This is a genomic window from Micromonospora inaquosa, assembly GCF_003857055.1.
In the GTDB taxonomy this organism is placed as follows: Bacteria; Actinomycetota; Actinomycetes; order Mycobacteriales; family Micromonosporaceae; genus Micromonospora; species Micromonospora inaquosa.
The window spans coordinates 16,283-33,306 of the sequence record NZ_QGSZ01000141.1; the positions used below are offsets into that span (position 1 = coordinate 16,283).

The window sequence follows — 17,024 nt, forward strand, 5'->3', positions numbered from 1 at the left end:
GTCGTCTCCCTCGCCCTGCGTAGGCTTCCGTCCCATGGCTCTCGGGTACGTCCGCCCGGCGCGTCCCGAGGACGCCGGCGAGATCGCACGCATCCAACTCGCGACCTGGCGGGTCGCTTACCGTCGGATCCTGCCTCGGCATGTGCTCGACAACCTGGACGAGGCGTTCCTCGCCCGGCGGTGGAGCGCCGCCGTGCTGGAGCCGCCCTCAAGCGCGCACCGGGTGCTGGTCGCCGTCGAACAGGCCGAGCAATCGTATCTGGTGGGGTTCGCCGCCTCCGGTCCGGCCGACGGGGAGGCATTGGCGCCGGGCGAGCCGGCCGACGCGCTCGGCCCGGACGTGGCGGCGGTGACCGACCTGCTGGTCGAGCCGCGTTGGGGCCGGCGGGGGCACGGTAGCCGGCTGCTCGCCGCCGCCGTCGACCTGTGGCGGGAGGACGGCCTGAGCAGGGCGGTCGCCTGGGCGTTCGACGCTGACGAGGCGACCCGCAAGTTCCTCACCAGCACCGGGTGGGAGCCCGACGGCGCGGCCCGCGCCCTTGACGTGGACGACATGCTGGTCCCCCAGGTCCGCCTGCACGTGGGCGTGCCGTCGGAGCCGGTGAGCGGGGAGTCACAGGAGTAGTTCGGCAATCAGTTCGTCGTCGTCCATGGCGCCCGTCGGTTGGAAGCCCAGCGAGCCGTAGAGGGTGGCGGCGTGGGTGTTGTCCGGGTGGTAGGAGAGGCGAACCGGTGGGTTGCCGTCCTTGGCACCCAGCCAGGTGGCCAGGGTCTGCACGGTGGCTCGGCCAACGCCCCGGCCCTGCTCGGCGGCGTCGATGAGCATTCCGCCGATCCAGTGCGAGCCATCGTCGTCCACGCCCCACATCACGTGGCCGACAACGGTCTCGTCGGCGTACACCGCGAGCGAGGTCCACACCCCGGAGCGCATGCTGAGCAGCAGGTAACGCGCGCCCAGCGCGGCCACGAACCGGCGCTGGTCGTCGCGCGGGGCGACATCGGCCACCGCCCGCCAGTTGTCGTCGTCAACCGGGCGCAGGGTGACCGGTCGACCGACACGGTCCAGATGTCCACCATCGATCATCGGCGGATGCTACCCGGTCCGCGTCAACAGATCTTGGTCAGTTTCCGTCCGCGCGGAACGGCAACTGTCCACGATCTGCTTCAGCAACGGGGCGGAAGGACCCGGGTCGTCAGTCGAGCAGGGCGTCCAGGCCGACGGTGAGCCCGGGGCGGTTGCGCACCGCGCGGACGGCCAGCAGCACGCCCGGCATGAACGACACCCGGTCGTACGAGTCGTGCCGGATGGTCAGCGTCTCGCCGGTGCCGCCGAAGAGCACCTCCTGGTGGGCGACCAGGCCGGTGGCGCGAACCGCGTGGACGCGTACCCCGTCGATCTCGGCGCCGCGCGCACCCGGCACCTCGTCCTTGGTGGCGTCCGGCACCGGGCCGAGACCGGCCTCCGCGCGGGCCCGGGCGATCTGCCGGGCGGTGTGGGTGGCGGTGCCGCTCGGGGCGTCCAGCTTGCGCGGGTGGTGCTGCTCGATGATCTCGACGGACTCGAAGTGTCGGGCGGCACGCGCGGCGAACTGCATCATCAGCACCGCGCCGATGCCGAAGTTCGGGGCGATCACCACACCCACCTCGGGCCTGTCGGCCAACCAGCCGCGCACCTGCTCCAACCGCTGCTCGGTGAAGCCGGTCGTGCCGACCACCGCGCTGATGCCCTGCTCGATGCACCACTGGAGGTTGTCCATGACGACGTCCGGCGTGGTGAAGTCGACGACCACCTCGGCGGTGGAGACGGCCGCGCGGCTGTCGCCCTGGTCGACCGACGCCGCCAGGGTGAGGTCGTCGGCGGCCTCGACGGCCTTGCAGACCTCGATGCCCATCCGGCCGCGCGCACCAAACACGCCGACCCGCAGCGGCCCGGCCGGGGTCTTCTCCTGCTCGTCAGTCACGGGGCACAACCTATCCCAATCGGGACGCGCCCCTCCGGTGGGACCGGCAGCGACAGACCTCAGACCGCGAAGTCGCCAGCGCCGAACGGGCCTACCACGGCCAGTGACATCGGCCGACTGAGCAGCTCGGCGGCGAGGACGTTCACGTCCTCCACGCTGACCTCGTCGACCCGGCGGAGCAACTCGTCGACGGGCATCAGGTCACCGTAGAGCAGCTCGCCCTTGGCCAGCCGGCTCATCCGGGAGCCGGTGTCCTCCAGGCCGAGCACGAAGGAACCCTTGCTCATCCCCTTGCCCCGGGCCACCTCGGCCTCGGTCAACCCGTCGGCGGCCACCCGGGCCAGCTCGGCGCGGGTCAGGGCCAGCACCTCATCCACCTTGCCCGGCGCACAGCCGGCGTAGACGGCGAACAGGCCGCTGTCGGCGTACTGGCTGGCGTACGAGTAGACCGAGTACGCGAGGCCGCGCTGCTCGCGGATCTCCTGGAACAGGCGGCTGGACATGCCGCCGCCGAGCACGTTGTTGAGCACCCCGAGGGCGAACCGTCGGTCGTCGAGCCGGTCGATGCCGGTGCAGCCGAGGATGACGTGCGCCTGCTCGGTCTCCTTCGGCTCCACCACCGTGGTCGCCGGCTTGGTGCGTACCGCCGGGGTCGCCGCGCGGTGCGGTGCCGGGCTGGCCGGGTCGCTGTCCAGCGGGGTGCCGCGCACGGCCTGACGGACCAGCTTGACCACCGCGGCGTGATCCAGGTTGCCGGCGGCGGCGATGACGATCTGCGGCGCGGTGTAGCGACCCCGGTAGAAGCTCTGGATCTGCCGGCGGGTCATCGGGGTGACGGTCTCCGCGGTGCCGGAGATCAGCCGACCCAGCGGGTGATCGCCGTAGACGGCCTGGACGAAGAGATCGTGCACCTCGTCACCCGGCTCGTCGTCGTGCATGGCGATCTCTTCCAGGATCACGCCACGCTCGGTTTCGACGTCGGCCGGCTCCAACAGCGAGTCGGCGACCAGGTCGCACATCACGTCGATCGCCAGCGGCAGGTCCTCGTCCAGCACCCGCGCGTAGTAGCAGGTGTATTCCTTCGTGGTGAAGGCGTTGGTCTCACCACCCACCGCTTCGATCTGCGAGGAGATCTCCAAAGCGGTGCGCTTGTGGGTGCCCTTGAAGAGCAGGTGCTCAAGGAAGTGCGCGGCACCGGCCTGCGGGCCGGTCTCGTCGCGCGAGCCAACCGCCACCCAGATGCCGAACGAGACGCTGCGCATCGCCGGGATCGCCTCGGTGAGGACGCGCAGGCCGCTGGGCAGCACGGTACGTCGTACCGTGCCGCCCAGCGGGTCGTCGCTGAGCGTCCGGGTCACCGCGCGGGCGGTGCCGCCGGAGCGGCCCGCCCCGGTGCCCCGGGCTCGACTCGACTCACCGGCTTGCCAGCCAGTCGAGGCCACCCCCCGTCGATCCGGTGGAAACGGCGCGCTGAAGGCCCGACTCACGTGGTGCTCCCGGTTCGACGAGGGGTGGGTGTTGCGAGGTACGACGATCAGCTGTGCCGGGTCCGACGACGCGGACGCTCGCCGCCCTCGCCACCCTCGCCGCCGTTACCGCCCTCGCCGCCGCGCTCCGGGCCACGCCCGCCACGGTCGGCGCCGCGCTCACGGTCCCCACGGTCACGCGGAGCTCGGTCGCCCCGGTCCCGACCAGCCGGCCGGTCGCCAGCGGCGGCCTCACCGGCGGCCGGAGCCTCGGTGCCCTCCGGGCGAACCTTGTCGAGGTAGATCTTGCCGCGGGCGTCGATGTCCGCGATCTCGACCTCGACCCGGTCACCGACGTTGAGGAAGTCCTCAACCCGCTCGACCCGCTTGCCGTCGCCCACCTTGGAGATGTGCAGCAGGCCGTCACGGCCCGGCAGGAGCGAGATGAACGCACCGAACGCGGCGGTCTTGACCACCGTGCCGAGGAACCGCTCGCCCTGCTTCGGCAGCGTCGGGTTGGCGATGCCGTTGATCCGGTCGACGGCCGCCTGGGCCGACGGGCCGTTGGTGGCGCCGACGTAGATCGTGCCGTCGTCCTCGATGGAGATCTCGGCGCCGGTCTCGTCCTGGATCGCGTTGATGGTCTGCCCCTTCGGGCCGATCACCATGCCGATCTTGTCCACCGGGATCTTGACGGTGGTGACCCGCGGCGCGTAGTCGGACATCTCGGCCGGAGCCTCGATCGCCGCCTTCATCACGCCGAGGATGATCTGCCGGGCCTCGTTCGCCTGCTGCAGCGCGGCAGCCAGCACGTCCGACGGGATGCCGTTGAGCTTGGTGTCGAGCTGCAGCGCGGTGACGAACTCCGGAGTGCCGGCGACCTTGAAGTCCATGTCACCGAACGCGTCCTCGGCACCGAGGATGTCGGTCAGCGTCACGTACTGGGTCTTGCCGTCCACCTCGTCGGAGATGAGGCCCATCGCGATGCCGGCGACCGGCGCCTTCAGCGGGACACCCGCGGAGAGCAGGCCCAGCGTCGAGGCGCAGACCGAACCCATCGAGGTGGAGCCGTTGGAGCCGAGCGCCTCGGAGACCTGCCGGATGGCGTACGGGAACTCCTCGCGCGACGGCAGCACCGGGATCAGCGCACGCTCGGCGAGAGCGCCGTGGCCGATCTCGCGACGCTTCGGCGAGCCGACCCGGCCGGTCTCACCGGTCGAGTACGGCGGGAAGTTGTAGTTGTGCATGTAGCGCTTGCGGTTCTCCGGGGAGAGCGTGTCCACCATCTGCTCCATGCGGAGCATGTTCAGCGTGGTGACGCCCAGGATCTGGGTCTCGCCCCGCTCGAACAGCGCCGAACCGTGCACCCGGGGCAGCACGCCGACCTCGGCGGTCAGCGCCCGGATGTCCCGCGGGCCACGCCCGTCCATGCGGACCTGCTCGCGCAGCACGCGGTTGCGCACCTCGGACTTGGTCAGCGACCGGAAGGCAGCGCTGAGCTCCTTCTCCCGACCCTCGAACCGAGCACCCAGCTCCTCGGCGACCCGGGCCTTGACCCGGTCCAGGGCCTCCTCGCGGTCGGCCTTGCCGGCGATGGTGATCGCCTCGGCCACCTCGGCGCGGGCCAGCTCGGCGACCGCGTCGTAGACGTCGTCCTGGTAGTCCAGGAAGACCGGGAACTCGGTGACCGGCTTGGCGGCGACCTCGGCCAGCTCGCTCTGCGCGCGGCACAGCTCACGGATCGCCGGCTTGGCGGCCTCCAGACCGCTGGCGACGACCTCCTCGGTCGGGGCGGTGGCACCGGCCGAGATGAGGGCGACGGCGTTCGGGGTGGCCTCGGCCTCGACCATCATGATCGCGACGTCGCCGTCCTCGAGCGTGCGGCCGGCCACGACCATGTCGAAGGTGGCGCGAGCCAGCTCCTCCAGGGTCGGGAAGGCCACCCACTGGCCGTCGATGTGGGCGACGCGGGTCGCCCCGATCGGGCCGGAGAACGGCAGGCCGGACAGCTTGGTCGACATCGAGGCGGCGTTGATCGCCACGACGTCGTACGGGTGCTGCGGGTCGAGCGCCAGGATCGTCTCGACGACCTGGACCTCGTTGCGCAGGCCCTTGACGAAGGACGGGCGCAGCGGCCGGTCGATCAGCCGGCAGGTGAGGATCGCGTCCTCGCTGGGCCGACCCTCACGGCGGAAGAACGAGCCGGGGATGCGGCCCGCGGCGTACATCCGCTCCTCGACGTCGACGGTCAGCGGGAAGAAGTCGAACTGCTCCTTCGGGTGCTTACCGGCGGTCGTGGCGGAGAGAACCACCGTCTCGCCCAGCTGGGCGATGACGGAACCGGCGGCCTGGCGAGCCAGCCGACCGGTGGAGAAGGTGATCTCGCGGGTGCCGAAGGACCCGTTGTCGATCACGGCGGTGCGGGATTCGGTGCCGAGTTTGGTCTCGGTCATGTGCTGTCGTGCTCCTTCGCGTCGTGGGCCCACGACATCGGGGAGCTGCTCAGCCGGCCGGTCTTCGATCGAAGCGCCCGGGTGGCCGGCATGATGCCGGGGTTCCCGGGGGCCACTACCGGAGACCGGTACGCTGACCGGCTCCCTCTCGGGTGGTCGCGCGGCCCGTGTTTCTTCAGGTGGGACGCGGTACGGGGGAGCGGCCGTCCGGCCACTCCCCCGTCACGTCACCGGCGCAGACCGAGCCGCTCGATGAGCGACCGGTAGCGAGCAATGTCCTTCTTCTGGACGTAGTTGAGCAACCGACGGCGCCGGCCGACCAGCAGCAGCAGCCCACGGCGGCTGTGGTGGTCGTGCTTGTGCACCTTCAGGTGCTCGGTCAGCTCCGCGATCCGCTTGGTGAGGACCGCGACCTGAACCTCCGGCGAACCGGTGTCGCCCTCGGCGGTCGCGTACTCCGCGCGGATGCTGGCCTTGGCTTCCTGATCGAGCGCCATGTTCTCCCTGTTTCGATGGGTTGATCAAGTGGGTGTCCGTCGTCCCGATGGACCGGGAACGGACCGGTTCCTCGCACCCGCGGCGTCGAGCAGGCACGCGAGGCCCCACGCCGGTCACCCGACGTCCCGGCAAGACTACCAGCACTCGCCGGTAACACCCGGCGAAGGGCCTCGGTGGCGCCCCGTCACCGCACGACGATCAGGCCAGCGCCCGCCGGGTGCGCTCGACGTCCTGGTTCATCTGGGCGATCAGCGGCTCGATCGAGTCGTACCGGACCTGACCGCGCAGGTGCGCCACGAAGTCCAGGGCCAGCCGCTCGCCGTACAGGTCGCCGGAGAAGTCCAGCACGTACGCCTCCACCCGCCGCTCCCGGCCGGAGAAGGTCGGGTTGGTGCCCACCGAGACCGCCGCCAGCAGCGGCTCGCGCTGACCCCGGCGGATCAGCCGGGCCGCGTACACCCCGTCGGCGGGCACCGCCGCGTACCGGTGGCAGAGCAGGTTCGCGGTGGGGAACCCCAGCTCCCGGCCCCGCTGGTCGCCGCGGACCACGACCCCCTCCAGCCGGTGTGGGCGGCCCAGCGCGGCGGCTGCCGCGCCCACGTCGCCCGCGTCGACGCAGGACCGGATGTACGTGGAGGAGAAGACGGTGCCGTCCTCGGCGACCAGCGGGCCGCCCTCCACGCCGAAGCCGAACGTCTGACCCAGCCGTTCCAGCAACGCCACGTCGCCGGCCGCCCGGTGCCCGAAGCGGAAGTTGCTGCCGACCACCACCAGCGCCGCGTGCAGGTGCTCGACCAGGACGTCGTGCACGAACTGCTCGGCCGGCACCCGGGAGAACTCCGGGGTGAACGGCACCACGCAGAGCACGTCCACGCCGAGCGCCTCGATCAGCTCGGCCTTGCGGGCCGGCTCGGTGAGCACCGCCGGGTGCGAACCGGGGCGGACCACCTCGGCCGGGTGCGGGTCGAAGGTGACCACCACCGACTGCACGCCCAGCTTGCGGGCCCGGGCCACGGTGTGCCCGATCGTCGCCTGGTGCCCCTTGTGCACTCCGTCGAAGACGCCGATGGTGACCACCGAGCGTCCCCACCCGCCGGGCGCCGCGTCGTAGCCCCGCCACCGCTGCATGCCGTTCCTCTCTGCTGTCCCGCCGGCCGGCGGGTCGACACCGCCGGCTGCGGGCCGACGGACCTGCGCCCGCTGTCAGGCCGGGGCGAGCACGATCTCCGCCCGAGCGCGCCCGTCCCGCTCGCTGACGATAGCGATCAGGCCGCCGGCCGGCCCGAAGACGGCGTACGGCCCGGTGAGGCCGGCCGGAGTCAGTGGTCCGCCGTGGGAGAGCACCCGGGCCTCGTCGAGCGTGGCCTCCCGGCGCGCGAAGAACCGGTCCGCCGCCGCGTCCAGTGGCAGGTTCACCACGTCCGGGGCGCGCTGCTCCAACTCGTCGAGGGTCGCCGCCTCCGCGAGGGTGAAGCCACCCACCGCGGTGCGTCGCAACGCCGTGAGGTGCCCGCCGACGCCGAGCACCAGGCCCGCGTCCCGGGCGATGGCCCGGATGTACGTGCCGGAGGAGCAGGTCACGTCCACGTCCACGTCCACCACGTCCGGCTCGGTGCGACGGATCGCCAGCACCTCCAAGCGGGAGATGGTGACCCGCCGCGCCGGCAGTTCGACGCTCTCCCCGTCACGGACCCGCTTGTACGCCCGCTGCCCGTCGATCTTGATGGCGCTGACCGCGCTCGGCACCTGGTCAACCTCGCCGCTGAGACCGGCCAGCGCCGAGCGGATCGCCTCGTCGGTGACCTGGCCGGCCGGCACGGTGGCGGTCACGTCGCCCTCGGCGTCGTCGGTGACGGTGGTCTGGCCGAGCCGGATGGTGCCGGTGTAGCTCTTGCCCGCACCGATCACGTACGTCAGCAGTCGGGTGGCCCGACCGACACCGATCACCAGCACCCCGGTCGCCATCGGGTCGAGGGTGCCGCCGTGCCCGACCCGCCGGGTCTTGGCCAGTCGGCGGATCCGCGCCACCACGTCGTGCGACGTCATGCCGCCGGGCTTGTCGACCACGATCAGACCATCGGTGCTCACGTCGGCCAAGCCTGCCAGACGGCTCGTACCCCCCAGTGCCTGGGCGGGCCGTTACGTGACCCGGACGACCGGCAGCGCCAGCAGGGGCTCTCAGCGGACCGCGCCGGTGACCGCCCAGCCACCGTCGCGCAGTCGCAGCAGCAGGGCGACCAGCCGGATCACCACGAACAGGGTGAGCCCGGCCCAGATGCCGCCCAGCCCGAGTTCGAACGCGTACGCCAGCCAGATGGCCGGCAGGAAGCCGCCGAGCGCCGCCACGATGGTGAGGTTGCGCAGGTAACGCACGTCGCCAGCGCCGATCAGCACGCCGTCGAGGGCGAACACCACCCCGGCCAGCGGCAGCATGACGACGAACCACGGCCAGGCCACCATGGCCTGTTCGCGTACCCCCGGATCGGAGCTGAACCACGACGGCACGATGCCGGCGCCGGCGGCGATGAGCAGCGCGAAGGCGACGCCACAGACGCCGCCGACAAGCCCGACCCGGCGGGCGAGCGCCCGCGCCCCCGCGTCGTCGCCGGCGCCGAGCGCGGCACCGACCAGGGACTGGGCGGCGATGGCGAGGGCGTCGAGCACCAGCGCGGTGAAGAACCAGAGTTGCAGGGCGATCTGGTGGGCGCCGACAGCGGCGGCACCGAAGCGGGCGGCGACGGCGGTCGCCGACAGGAAGCTGGCCTGGAACGCCAGCCCACGGATCAGCAGGTCCCGGCTGAGCACCAACTGTTGGCGGATCACGCGGGGCCGGGGTCGCAGCGACACCCGCTCACCGATCAGGGCGGCGGCGAAGAGCACCCCGCAGAGGGTCTGCGCGACGACGTTGGCCACCGCCGAGCCGACCAGACCCAGCCCGCCGGGGTAGACCAGCAGCGGGCAGAGCAGCGCGGAGAGCAGGTTGGGGCCGAGCACGAAGAACAATGGGCGGCGGGTGTCCTGCACGCCGCGCAGCCAGCCGTTGCCGGCGGCGGCGAGCAGCAGGCCGGGAGCGCCGAGGGCCGCGATCCGCAGCCACTGCGCGGCGGCGTCGGCGACCTCGCCACCACCACCGACGAGGGTACGGGCGAGCGCGCCACCGCCGAACTGCATGCCGATCGCGATCAGCAGACCGACACCGAACGCCAACCAGGACGACTGGACGCCTTCGGAGACGGCGGCTGCCCGGTCACCCGCGCCGAAGCGGCGGGCGGCGCGCCCGGTGGTGCCGTAGGCGACCACGGTGCCGACCCAGGCGGTGAGCGTCATGACCGTGCCACCCACGGCGAGCGCGGCGAGCGGCACCCGGCCGAGGTGACCGACCACGGCCGTGTCGACCAGCACGTAGAGCGGTTCGGCGGCGAGCACCACGAGGGCCGGCAGGGCGAGCGCGGCGATCCGGCGCGGCGAGGCGGGCCCTTCGGTGGCGGCGGGGGTGGGGGTGAGCTGGCTCATCGTCGCCGATCCTCGCACGCCCCCTGTAAGGATCACAAGACTTCTGATGACTTACGCATCCGCCCTCTGACCGGCCCTCCGGGAGTCGACTGCCGATCCCGGCCCTGACGCGTTCCATGTCGGCGCATCCCGATTTGTGGCGCTCACTACCCTGGCCGAGGCTCCCAAACGGGGGCACCATGACAGCGATAGGCCGTTATTACAGTGAGCGAGAATTACCCTCCGTACGGAGAGCCGCAGCCCGGCCCGAACACCACCCCCTGGAGCGCCCCACCGGGCCCACCGCAACAGGGCGGCTACCCGCCGTACGGGCAGCCCCCGCCCACGCCGCACTACGGCGCACCACTCCCGCCGGCACCGAACAAGTCGAACCAGGGCCTGATCATCGGGCTGGTCGCCGGCGCGGTCGTCCTCATACTCGCCATCTGCGGCGCCGGAGTCGGCCTCCTGCTCGCCTACGATGACGATGACAGCGAGCCCACGGTGGTCGCGTCCTCCGCCCCCACCCTGGACACCGGCAGTGGCACGGGCAGCGCGCCGGACCCGGCGGCCCCTCCCACCCCCGGGGCGGCGGATCAGCCGAACAACAACAACTCGATGACCGCCCGCTACTCAAGCGACCTGTCGAACGTCTGCGAGGGCAGCCCGATCCTGAACACGGCACCCTACAACGGCCCGGCCAGCGCCAAGGCGTACACGTTCTCGAACAACCCCGACCGGCCGACGTCCTGGTCGTCGAAGTACATCCCCTCCGACAAGCCCTACTACGCCAAGAGCGAGGACTACCAGAAAGTGTCGGTGGTCGGCTGCCTGAAGTTCGACGAGGGCAGCGAGGGCTCCCCGAAGAAGTGCCAGTACAAGGACAAGTCGGAGAAGCAGATCACCATCGACTACGTCTCGTCGCGCTACACCCTGACCTTCTACGCGGCAAAGACCGCCGAGAAGATCGGCGGCGGCGGCACCGTGACCGCCCCAACGACCAGGTGCCCCAGTTTCATCTCGTACGACAAGGCCACCATGAGGGCGTACGCGGCGCCGGACTCCGGCACCATCGAGGCGGCGCTGGACAAGTTCCTGTCCTGACGACTCCCACTGACGCCCGGGAGGGGAATTGGCACCGGCCGGTCGCGGCGGACCGCGCTCGGGTCAGGGCATCGAAGCTGGACGGATGGTGACGCTGCCGGTGCGGCACGTCGGCAGCGTCACCGCCGGTCGAGGTGGATCACTGACGGGTGTCCATCGACGTCTGCAGCGCGCGGCGGGCCTGCTCGCGGGCGTCGTCGGTGGTGGTCTCGGGCTTGGGCTTGTTCGGCATGGTGGCGCTCCTCTTCCAGGGCGCGAGCCGCCGACGCGCGGCGGCCCTCACGGGCGGTCGTGCTGAGCGCCCCACGACGGTCCGGGGTTACCGGAGCAGCCGGCTGGGCAGCGTGAGCCCGGGTCGGTCCGACCCTGGAGGGAGGCGGCACAGGGTGTGGCACCACCGCCCGTGACCTGCACCGCCAGGCGGCGCCGGCCCTCTCCCAAGTTATCGTTCAGGTCCACATACTGCTTACGGTTCCCGCCATCTGGACAGTCGAGAACCCAGCTCAGCGGGCCAGAAAGTGCCAGCCCAGCCACCACCAGAACCCGAACAGACCGATCCGGCCCACCGGCACCGAGCCGACCTCATACCGCATCACGTACGCGCAGACCTCGCCCAGAGTGGGGATCCGGGAGCCCTCCCGCCGGGCCATCCACTCGACCACCGCGAACAGGACCAGCGCGGTGAGGAACCCGCCGATCGCCAGCGCTCGCATCATCGCCGCACCAACCCCCAGAAGGCCGCCAACCAGGCGAACCAGGCCGCCGACCGGGTCAGATGATCCTCCAGCAGAGGGTCGGCCAGCCGGGAGAAGGTGGGAAAGTCATCACCGGCAGCCAACACGAAGGTCACGCCCTCGAAGACCCCGAAGACCACCACCGGCACCGCCCACCAGGCCGCCCCCGCGCCCAGCCGGCGCGGCGCGGGCCGGCGTGGCACCCGGTTGCTCAGACCGAGCCAGATCAGCACCCCGCCCGTGCCGAGGGTGAACAGATTCGCCTCCGTGGAGAAGGACGCGAACCGGCCACCGACGAGCGACAGGCAGACGATGACGGGAACGGAGACGGCGGGCCTGTCCCAGGCGCGGGGGGCCTCCACGGTGAGGTCGTGCGGCTGCTCCATCCCGCAATTCTTCCCGGTCTCACGAAGCGCGGGAAGACCGACACTCCCCGGAGCTGACCCTGATCTTCCCGGCCGATGGATCGATGACGGCCGAAGGCCGGCGTCAACCGATCAGCGCCGCGTCCAACTGACCACGGATCGAATCGACCACCTGCTCGACGCTGCCCCGACCGGTGAACCCAGCCGCGAACGTGTGCCCACCACCGCCCAGCGCCACCGCGACCCGACTGACGTCCACCGCGCCCTTGCTGCGCATCGACACCGCCCACTCGGCCGGCCGGGTCTGCTTCACCACACAGCTCACATCCGCCTCGGCGGTGCAGCGCACCGAGTCGATCAGCGCCTCCAGCACGTACGGGCGCTGGTCGTGCCGGGCCAGGTCGTCCAGCGTGGCGAAGGTCCAAACCAGCCCCCGACCTCCGGCGGCGGACGACTCCAGCCGGGCCCGGCCGAGCACCTCACCGAAGAGGCGGACCGCACCGAAGGGCCGGGTGTCGAAGACCCGCCGGGAGATGTCACCGGGCGAGATGCCGGTCGCCAGCAAACGGGCGGCCATCTGATGCACCGCCGGCGTGGTCGCCTCGAACCGGAACGAGCCGGTATCGGTGGTCAGCGCCACGTAGAGGCACTCCGCGATGGCCGAATCCACCACCACCCCGAGCCGGGCCAGCAACTGTTCGGCCACGACCGACGTGGCCGCCGCACCCGGATCGACCAGGTTGACAGTGCCGAAACCGGGGTTGGAGGCATGGTGGTCGAGCACCAGCGCCGCACCCGCCGTCGACAACCGCCCGGCGAGGTCGCCGAGACGCGACACGCTCGCCGCGTCGAAGCAGATCACCAGATCGGGCGCCGGTTCGGCGGCGTCCGCCGGCACCAGCAGGTCCAGGCCGGGCAGCCCACGGAACGGCTCCGGCACCTCCGGTGGGCCGGGGAAGGTCGCCTGCACGTCGCGTACGCCGAGCTGCCGCAGGCCCAGACCGAAGCCGAGCATGCTGCCCAGCGCGTCGCCGTCCGGGTTGACGTGGCAGATCAGCAGCGTACGGCCGGTCGGTGGGAGAGCCCGCACCAACGCCTCGGCCGCAGCCCAGTCCGCCTCGGCGGGGCCGAGCCCGGCTGCCCCGGCGAGCGGGGCGCTGGCGGTGCTGGTCACCGCGTTTCCCCACCCCGCGGGGTCTCCTTGACGTCGGAGGCCTCGTCGGCCTCGTCCGTCTCGTCGTCCACCCGGTACGGCTGGGCTTCGCCCGCGTACTTCGCCTGGGCGGCCAGCCGCTGCACCTCGGCGTCGGCGTTGCGGGCGGCGGCGAGCAGGTCATCGATGTGCTTGACCTGGTCCTGCACGTCGTCGAGGACGAACGTGAGGGTCGGCGAGTGGCGCAGACCGAGCGCCTTGCCGACCGTGCTGCGCAGCAGCCCCTTGGCGCTCTCCAGCGCCGCCGCGGTGTCCGCCTGGGCCACCGAGTCGCCGAGCACGGTGTAGAAGACCGTCGCGTCGCGCAGGTCAGCGGTAATCCGGGCATCGGTGATGGTGATCATCCCGAGCCGCGGGTCCTTGATCTGGCTCCGCACCACCGACGCGACCAGCTCACGCACCCGTTCCGCGTGCCGGCGTACCTTGGCCGGATCAGACATCTCGCCACCTCCACGGCGTCCTGCTCCCGGCCGACCCGGCGGCCCGGAGGCCGCCGGCCGACCGGCCAACATCTCGAACATTACCTTCGTCGCCGCGCCGGTCGCCCGGCACAGCCGGCACCGTGGTCAGTCGTCGTCCACTCCGTAGAGCCGGCGACGGACCGACAGCAACTCGACCTCGGGGCGAGCGGCCACCAGGCGCTCACAGGAGTCGAGCACCTCGCGGACGTGCGCCGTCTCGGCGGCCACCACGGCCACCGCGAGCTGCGCTCGACCATGCAGGTCCAGCGCACCCACCTCGGCGGCCGACACCTCGAAGCGGCGCAGTGCCGCCACGATCGGCCGTACATATGATCTCTTGGCTTTGAGCGACCTGGAGTCGCCCGGCAGCAGCAGGTCGAAGACCGCGGTTCCGGTGAACATCGCCCCGGACGATACCGCCAACCCGCCCCGCATGATCAAGGGGTTTACGCCAGTCGGCGTAAACCCCTTGATCAGCGTGTCACTGCCGGATCAGGCGCGAACCTTCTCCCGCATCTCGAAGGTCTCGATGACGTCGCCGACCTGGACGTTGTTGTAACCACCCAGGGTCAGACCGCACTCGAAGCCCTCGCGGACCTCGGTGGCGTCGTCCTTGAACCGCTTGAGCGAGGTGATCGTGAGGTTGTCCGCCACGACCGTCCCGTCCCGAAGCAGGCGAGCCTTCGCGTTGCGTCGGATGACGCCCGACCGAACGATGCAACCGGAGATGTTGCCGATCTTGGACGAGCGGAAGACATCGCGGATCTCCGCGGTGCCCAGCTCGGCCTCCTCGTACTCCGGCTTGAGCAGGCCCTTGAGCGCTGCCTCGATCTCCTCGATGGCCTGGTAGATGACGGTGTAATACCGGATCTCCACGCCTTCGCGGTCGGCCATCTCACGGACCTTGTTCGAGGCCCGCACGTTGAAGCCGATGATCGTGACCGGCTCGGACGAGGCGCTCGCGAGCATGACGTTGCTCTCGGTGATCGCGCCGACGCCCCGGTCGAGGACCTTGAGCTGGACCTCCTCGGGGATATCGAGGTTGAACAGCGCGTCCTCCAGGGCCTCCACCGAACCGGAGACATCGCCCTTGAGGATGAGGTTGAGCGAGGTCTTCTCGCCCTCCTTGAGCTGCTCCATGAGCGTCTCAAGGGTGGCCCGACCACGGGAGTTGGCGAATGCCGCCGCCCGCCGCCGTGCCTGTCGCTGCTCGGCGATCTGCCGCACCGTGCGGTCGTCCGCCGCGGCGAGGAACGTGTCACCCGCACCGGGCGGCGCGGTCAGACCCAGAACCATGACCGGACGCGCCGGCCCAGCCTCGGAGAGCTGGTTGCCGTTCTCGTCGAGCATGGCGCGGACCCGGCCGTGCGCCCCGCCGGCGACGATCGAGTCGCCCGCCCGCAGGGTGCCCTTCTGCACCAGCACCGTCGCCACCGCACCGCGGCCCTTGTCCAGGTGCGCCTCGATGGCCACACCCTGCGCCGGCCCGTCGATCGGAGCGGTCAGCTCCAGCGACGCGTCGGCGGTCAGCAGGACGGCCTCGAGCAGTTCCTCGATGCCGATGCCGGGCTTGGCGGCCACGTTGACGAACATGGTCTCGCCGCCGTACTCCTCGGCGACCAGGCCGTACTCGGTCAGCTGCTGGCGGACCTTGTCCGGGTTGGCCTCCGGCTTGTCGACCTTGTTGACCGCGACCACGATCGGCACGTCGGCCGCCTTGGCGTGGTTCAACGCCTCGATGGTCTGCGGCATCACGCCGTCGTCGGCCGCGACGACCAGGATCACGATGTCCGTCACCTGGGCACCACGAGCACGCATGGCGGTGAACGCCTCGTGACCCGGGGTGTCGATGAAGGTCACCGCACGGTCCACACCATCGTGCGGAACGTGCACCTGGTACGCACCGATGTGCTGGGTGATGCCACCCGCCTCACCGGCCACGACGTTCGCCTTGCGGATGGCGTCGAGCAGCTTGGTCTTACCGTGGTCGACGTGACCCATGACGGTCACCACCGGCGCACGGCTGACCAGACGCTCCTCGGCCACCTCCGCGTCGAGGTCGATGTTGAACTGCGCGAGCAGCTCGCGGTCCTCGTCCTCCGGGCTGACGATCTGGATGTCGAAGCCCAGGTGCTCACCCAGCAGCTGCAGGGTGTCGTCAGAACAGGACTGGGTCGCGGTGACCATCTCGCCCAGGTTGAACATCTCCTGGACCAGCGAACCCGGGTTGGCGTTGATCTTGTCGGCGAAGTCCGACAGCGAGGCGCCACGGGAGAGCCGGACGACCTGACCCTGACCCCGGGGAGCACCCGAGCTCATGGTCGGAGCCGACAGGTTGTCGAACTCCTGTCTGCGCTGCTTCTTGGACTTGCGACCGCGCGTCGGCCGGCCACCCGGACGCCCGAAGGCACCCGCGGCACCGCCGCCACGGCCACGACCACCGGCACCCGGACGACCGCCGCCGCCAGACGGAGCACCCGGACGGAAACCGCCACCGGGAGCACCGCCACCGCCGCCGGGACCGCCACGGTAGCCACCGCCACCGCCGGCACCCGCGCCGCCACCAGGGCCGCCGCGGTAACCGCCACCGCCACCGGCGCCACCGCCGGGACCGCCACGGAAACCGCCGCCACCGCCACCGGGACGACCTGCGCCGCCACCGGGACGACCAGCCCCACCGGGGCCGGGGCGACCGGCAGCCGGCCGCTGGCTCGGCATGGACGCCGGGCTGGGCCGCGGCGGCATGGAGTTCGGGCTGGGCCGCGGCGGCATGCCCGCCGGGGTGTTGGGCCGAGGGCCACCCGCACCGGCGGCCGGGGGCCGCTGCTGCTGGCCACCCTGAATGCCGAACGGGTTGTTACCGGCACCGCGCGCCGGCGGACGACCGCCCGGCCGGGCACCCGGACCGGGAGCCGGCGTGCTCGGACGAGCTGCCGGCGAACCGGGACGGGGCGGCATCGCCGCGGGACCCGGCCGAGGACCGGGGCGGTTACCGCCGTCTGCCGGAGGCTCCCGGCGAACGGGATTGGGATTGTCCCGCTGCTGCTGGCGGGCGGCCTGCGCGGCCTTGACCGCGGCCTCCTGCTCAGCCTTCAGCGCGGCGGCACGCGCCTCCGCGGCCGCCACCTCGATGTCGTGGGCACTCGCCGGCTTGGCGACCGGGGTCGCCGGCTGCGGCGCACCGGGCACCGGACCCTTGGGCTTCGGACCGGGTGCCGGCGCGGCCGGCCGCCGAGGCGGCATCGGCTTGGCCGAGACCCGGGGCGCGCCCGGGGTC

At 71.6% G+C, this 17,024-nt stretch carries 16 protein-coding genes; 2 read left to right on the top strand and 14 right to left on the bottom strand.

Annotated features, from left to right (window positions below):
- The first annotated feature begins 34 nt into the window (after positions 1 to 34).
- On the top strand, positions 35 to 625 hold the full coding sequence (locus tag DLJ59_RS05505) for a GNAT family N-acetyltransferase (protein WP_124771420.1): 591 nt from the start codon (positions 35 to 37) through the stop codon (positions 623 to 625).
- Here the strand turns inward: DLJ59_RS05505 and DLJ59_RS05510 are convergent.
- The 8 genes from DLJ59_RS05510 to DLJ59_RS05545 all read right to left on the bottom strand — a co-directional run bounded on the left by DLJ59_RS05510 (position 614) and on the right by DLJ59_RS05545 (position 9,891).
- Positions 614 to 1,084, bottom strand: a complete 471-nt coding sequence (locus DLJ59_RS05510; RefSeq protein ID WP_124771421.1) for a GNAT family N-acetyltransferase — start codon at positions 1,082 to 1,084, stop codon at positions 614 to 616. The genes DLJ59_RS05505 and DLJ59_RS05510 overlap by 12 nt on opposite strands.
- 109 nt (positions 1,085 to 1,193) lie before the next feature.
- Positions 1,194 to 1,961 carry a 4-hydroxy-tetrahydrodipicolinate reductase gene (gene dapB / locus DLJ59_RS05515; RefSeq protein WP_124771422.1) on the bottom strand — a complete coding sequence of 256 codons (768 nt, stop codon included), beginning with the start codon at positions 1,959 to 1,961 and terminating at the stop codon, positions 1,194 to 1,196.
- 59 nt (positions 1,962 to 2,020) lie between these two features.
- Positions 2,021 to 3,448 (bottom strand): M16 family metallopeptidase, encoded by a 1,428-nt coding sequence (locus tag DLJ59_RS05520; RefSeq protein ID WP_124771423.1) that lies wholly within the window; start codon positions 3,446 to 3,448, stop codon positions 2,021 to 2,023.
- A 47-nt stretch (positions 3,449 to 3,495) separates the two neighbouring features.
- On the bottom strand, positions 3,496 to 5,880 hold the full coding sequence (locus DLJ59_RS05525; RefSeq protein WP_124771424.1) for a polyribonucleotide nucleotidyltransferase: 2,385 nt from the start codon (positions 5,878 to 5,880) through the stop codon (positions 3,496 to 3,498).
- Positions 5,881 to 6,107: 227 nt separating this feature from the next.
- The gene (rpsO, locus tag DLJ59_RS05530; RefSeq protein ID WP_030337594.1) at positions 6,108 to 6,377 is read right to left on the bottom strand and encodes a 30S ribosomal protein S15; all 270 of its coding nucleotides are present in this window, start codon (positions 6,375 to 6,377) and stop codon (positions 6,108 to 6,110) included.
- A 199-nt stretch (positions 6,378 to 6,576) separates the two neighbouring features.
- Positions 6,577 to 7,506: a bifunctional riboflavin kinase/FAD synthetase gene (locus DLJ59_RS05535; protein ID WP_124771425.1), complete on the bottom strand. Its 930-nt coding sequence runs from the start codon at positions 7,504 to 7,506 to the stop codon at positions 6,577 to 6,579.
- A 75-nt stretch (positions 7,507 to 7,581) separates the two neighbouring features.
- The gene (gene truB, locus DLJ59_RS05540; protein ID WP_124771426.1) at positions 7,582 to 8,466 is read right to left on the bottom strand and encodes a tRNA pseudouridine(55) synthase TruB; all 885 of its coding nucleotides are present in this window, start codon (positions 8,464 to 8,466) and stop codon (positions 7,582 to 7,584) included.
- Between the two features lie 90 nt (positions 8,467 to 8,556).
- Positions 8,557 to 9,891, bottom strand: coding sequence for an MATE family efflux transporter (locus tag DLJ59_RS05545; RefSeq protein WP_124771427.1), 1,335 nt, complete (start codon positions 9,889 to 9,891; stop codon positions 8,557 to 8,559).
- Positions 9,892 to 10,095: 204 nt separating this feature from the next.
- Here DLJ59_RS05545 and DLJ59_RS05550 point away from each other — a divergent pair, with 204 nt between their 5' ends.
- Positions 10,096 to 10,974 carry a hypothetical protein gene (locus DLJ59_RS05550; protein WP_124771428.1) on the top strand — a complete coding sequence of 293 codons (879 nt, stop codon included), beginning with the start codon at positions 10,096 to 10,098 and terminating at the stop codon, positions 10,972 to 10,974.
- Between the two features lie 503 nt (positions 10,975 to 11,477).
- Here DLJ59_RS05550 and DLJ59_RS05555 read toward each other — a convergent pair.
- From DLJ59_RS05555 to infB, 6 genes are all read right to left on the bottom strand, one after another.
- Positions 11,478 to 11,687 (bottom strand): DUF6186 family protein, encoded by a 210-nt coding sequence (locus tag DLJ59_RS05555; RefSeq protein ID WP_030489477.1) that lies wholly within the window; start codon positions 11,685 to 11,687, stop codon positions 11,478 to 11,480.
- Positions 11,687 to 12,094, bottom strand: a complete 408-nt coding sequence (locus DLJ59_RS05560) for a hypothetical protein (RefSeq protein WP_124771429.1) — start codon at positions 12,092 to 12,094, stop codon at positions 11,687 to 11,689. The genes DLJ59_RS05555 and DLJ59_RS05560 overlap by 1 nt, the downstream gene beginning before the upstream one ends.
- A 103-nt stretch (positions 12,095 to 12,197) precedes the next feature.
- Positions 12,198 to 13,247 carry a DHH family phosphoesterase gene (locus tag DLJ59_RS05565; protein WP_124771430.1) on the bottom strand — a complete coding sequence of 350 codons (1,050 nt, stop codon included), beginning with the start codon at positions 13,245 to 13,247 and terminating at the stop codon, positions 12,198 to 12,200.
- Positions 13,244 to 13,726 carry a 30S ribosome-binding factor RbfA gene (rbfA, locus tag DLJ59_RS05570; RefSeq protein WP_124771431.1) on the bottom strand — a complete coding sequence of 161 codons (483 nt, stop codon included), beginning with the start codon at positions 13,724 to 13,726 and terminating at the stop codon, positions 13,244 to 13,246. The genes DLJ59_RS05565 and rbfA overlap by 4 nt, the downstream gene beginning before the upstream one ends.
- Before the next feature lie 126 nt (positions 13,727 to 13,852).
- Positions 13,853 to 14,149 carry a DUF503 domain-containing protein gene (locus DLJ59_RS05575; protein WP_124771432.1) on the bottom strand — a complete coding sequence of 99 codons (297 nt, stop codon included), beginning with the start codon at positions 14,147 to 14,149 and terminating at the stop codon, positions 13,853 to 13,855.
- A 90-nt stretch (positions 14,150 to 14,239) separates the two neighbouring features.
- Positions 14,240 to 17,024: translation initiation factor IF-2 (gene infB / locus DLJ59_RS05580; RefSeq protein ID WP_124771433.1), on the bottom strand; the 2,785-nt coding region annotated here is incomplete at its 5' end.

What these genes read in the sequence shown, in the direction of transcription:
- DLJ59_RS05505 (WP_124771420.1), top strand. Translation starts at nt 35, where the DNA reads ATGGCTCTCGGGTACGTCCGCCCGGCGCGTCCCGAGGACGCCGGCGAG.
- DLJ59_RS05510 (WP_124771421.1), bottom strand. Translation starts at nt 1,084, where the DNA reads ATGATCGATGGTGGACATCTGGACCGTGTCGGTCGACCGGTCACCCTG.
- DLJ59_RS05525 (WP_124771424.1), bottom strand. Translation starts at nt 5,880, where the DNA reads ATGACCGAGACCAAACTCGGCACCGAATCCCGCACCGCCGTGATCGAC.
- rpsO (WP_030337594.1), bottom strand. Translation starts at nt 6,377, where the DNA reads ATGGCGCTCGATCAGGAAGCCAAGGCCAGCATCCGCGCGGAGTACGCG.
- DLJ59_RS05535 (WP_124771425.1), bottom strand. Translation starts at nt 7,506, where the DNA reads ATGCAGCGGTGGCGGGGCTACGACGCGGCGCCCGGCGGGTGGGGACGC.
- DLJ59_RS05545 (WP_124771427.1), bottom strand. Translation starts at nt 9,891, where the DNA reads ATGAGCCAGCTCACCCCCACCCCCGCCGCCACCGAAGGGCCCGCCTCG.
- DLJ59_RS05555 (WP_030489477.1), bottom strand. Translation starts at nt 11,687, where the DNA reads ATGCGAGCGCTGGCGATCGGCGGGTTCCTCACCGCGCTGGTCCTGTTC.
- DLJ59_RS05560 (WP_124771429.1), bottom strand. Translation starts at nt 12,094, where the DNA reads ATGGAGCAGCCGCACGACCTCACCGTGGAGGCCCCCCGCGCCTGGGAC.
- rbfA (WP_124771431.1), bottom strand. Translation starts at nt 13,726, where the DNA reads ATGTCTGATCCGGCCAAGGTACGCCGGCACGCGGAACGGGTGCGTGAG.
- DLJ59_RS05575 (WP_124771432.1), bottom strand. Translation starts at nt 14,149, where the DNA reads ATGTTCACCGGAACCGCGGTCTTCGACCTGCTGCTGCCGGGCGACTCC.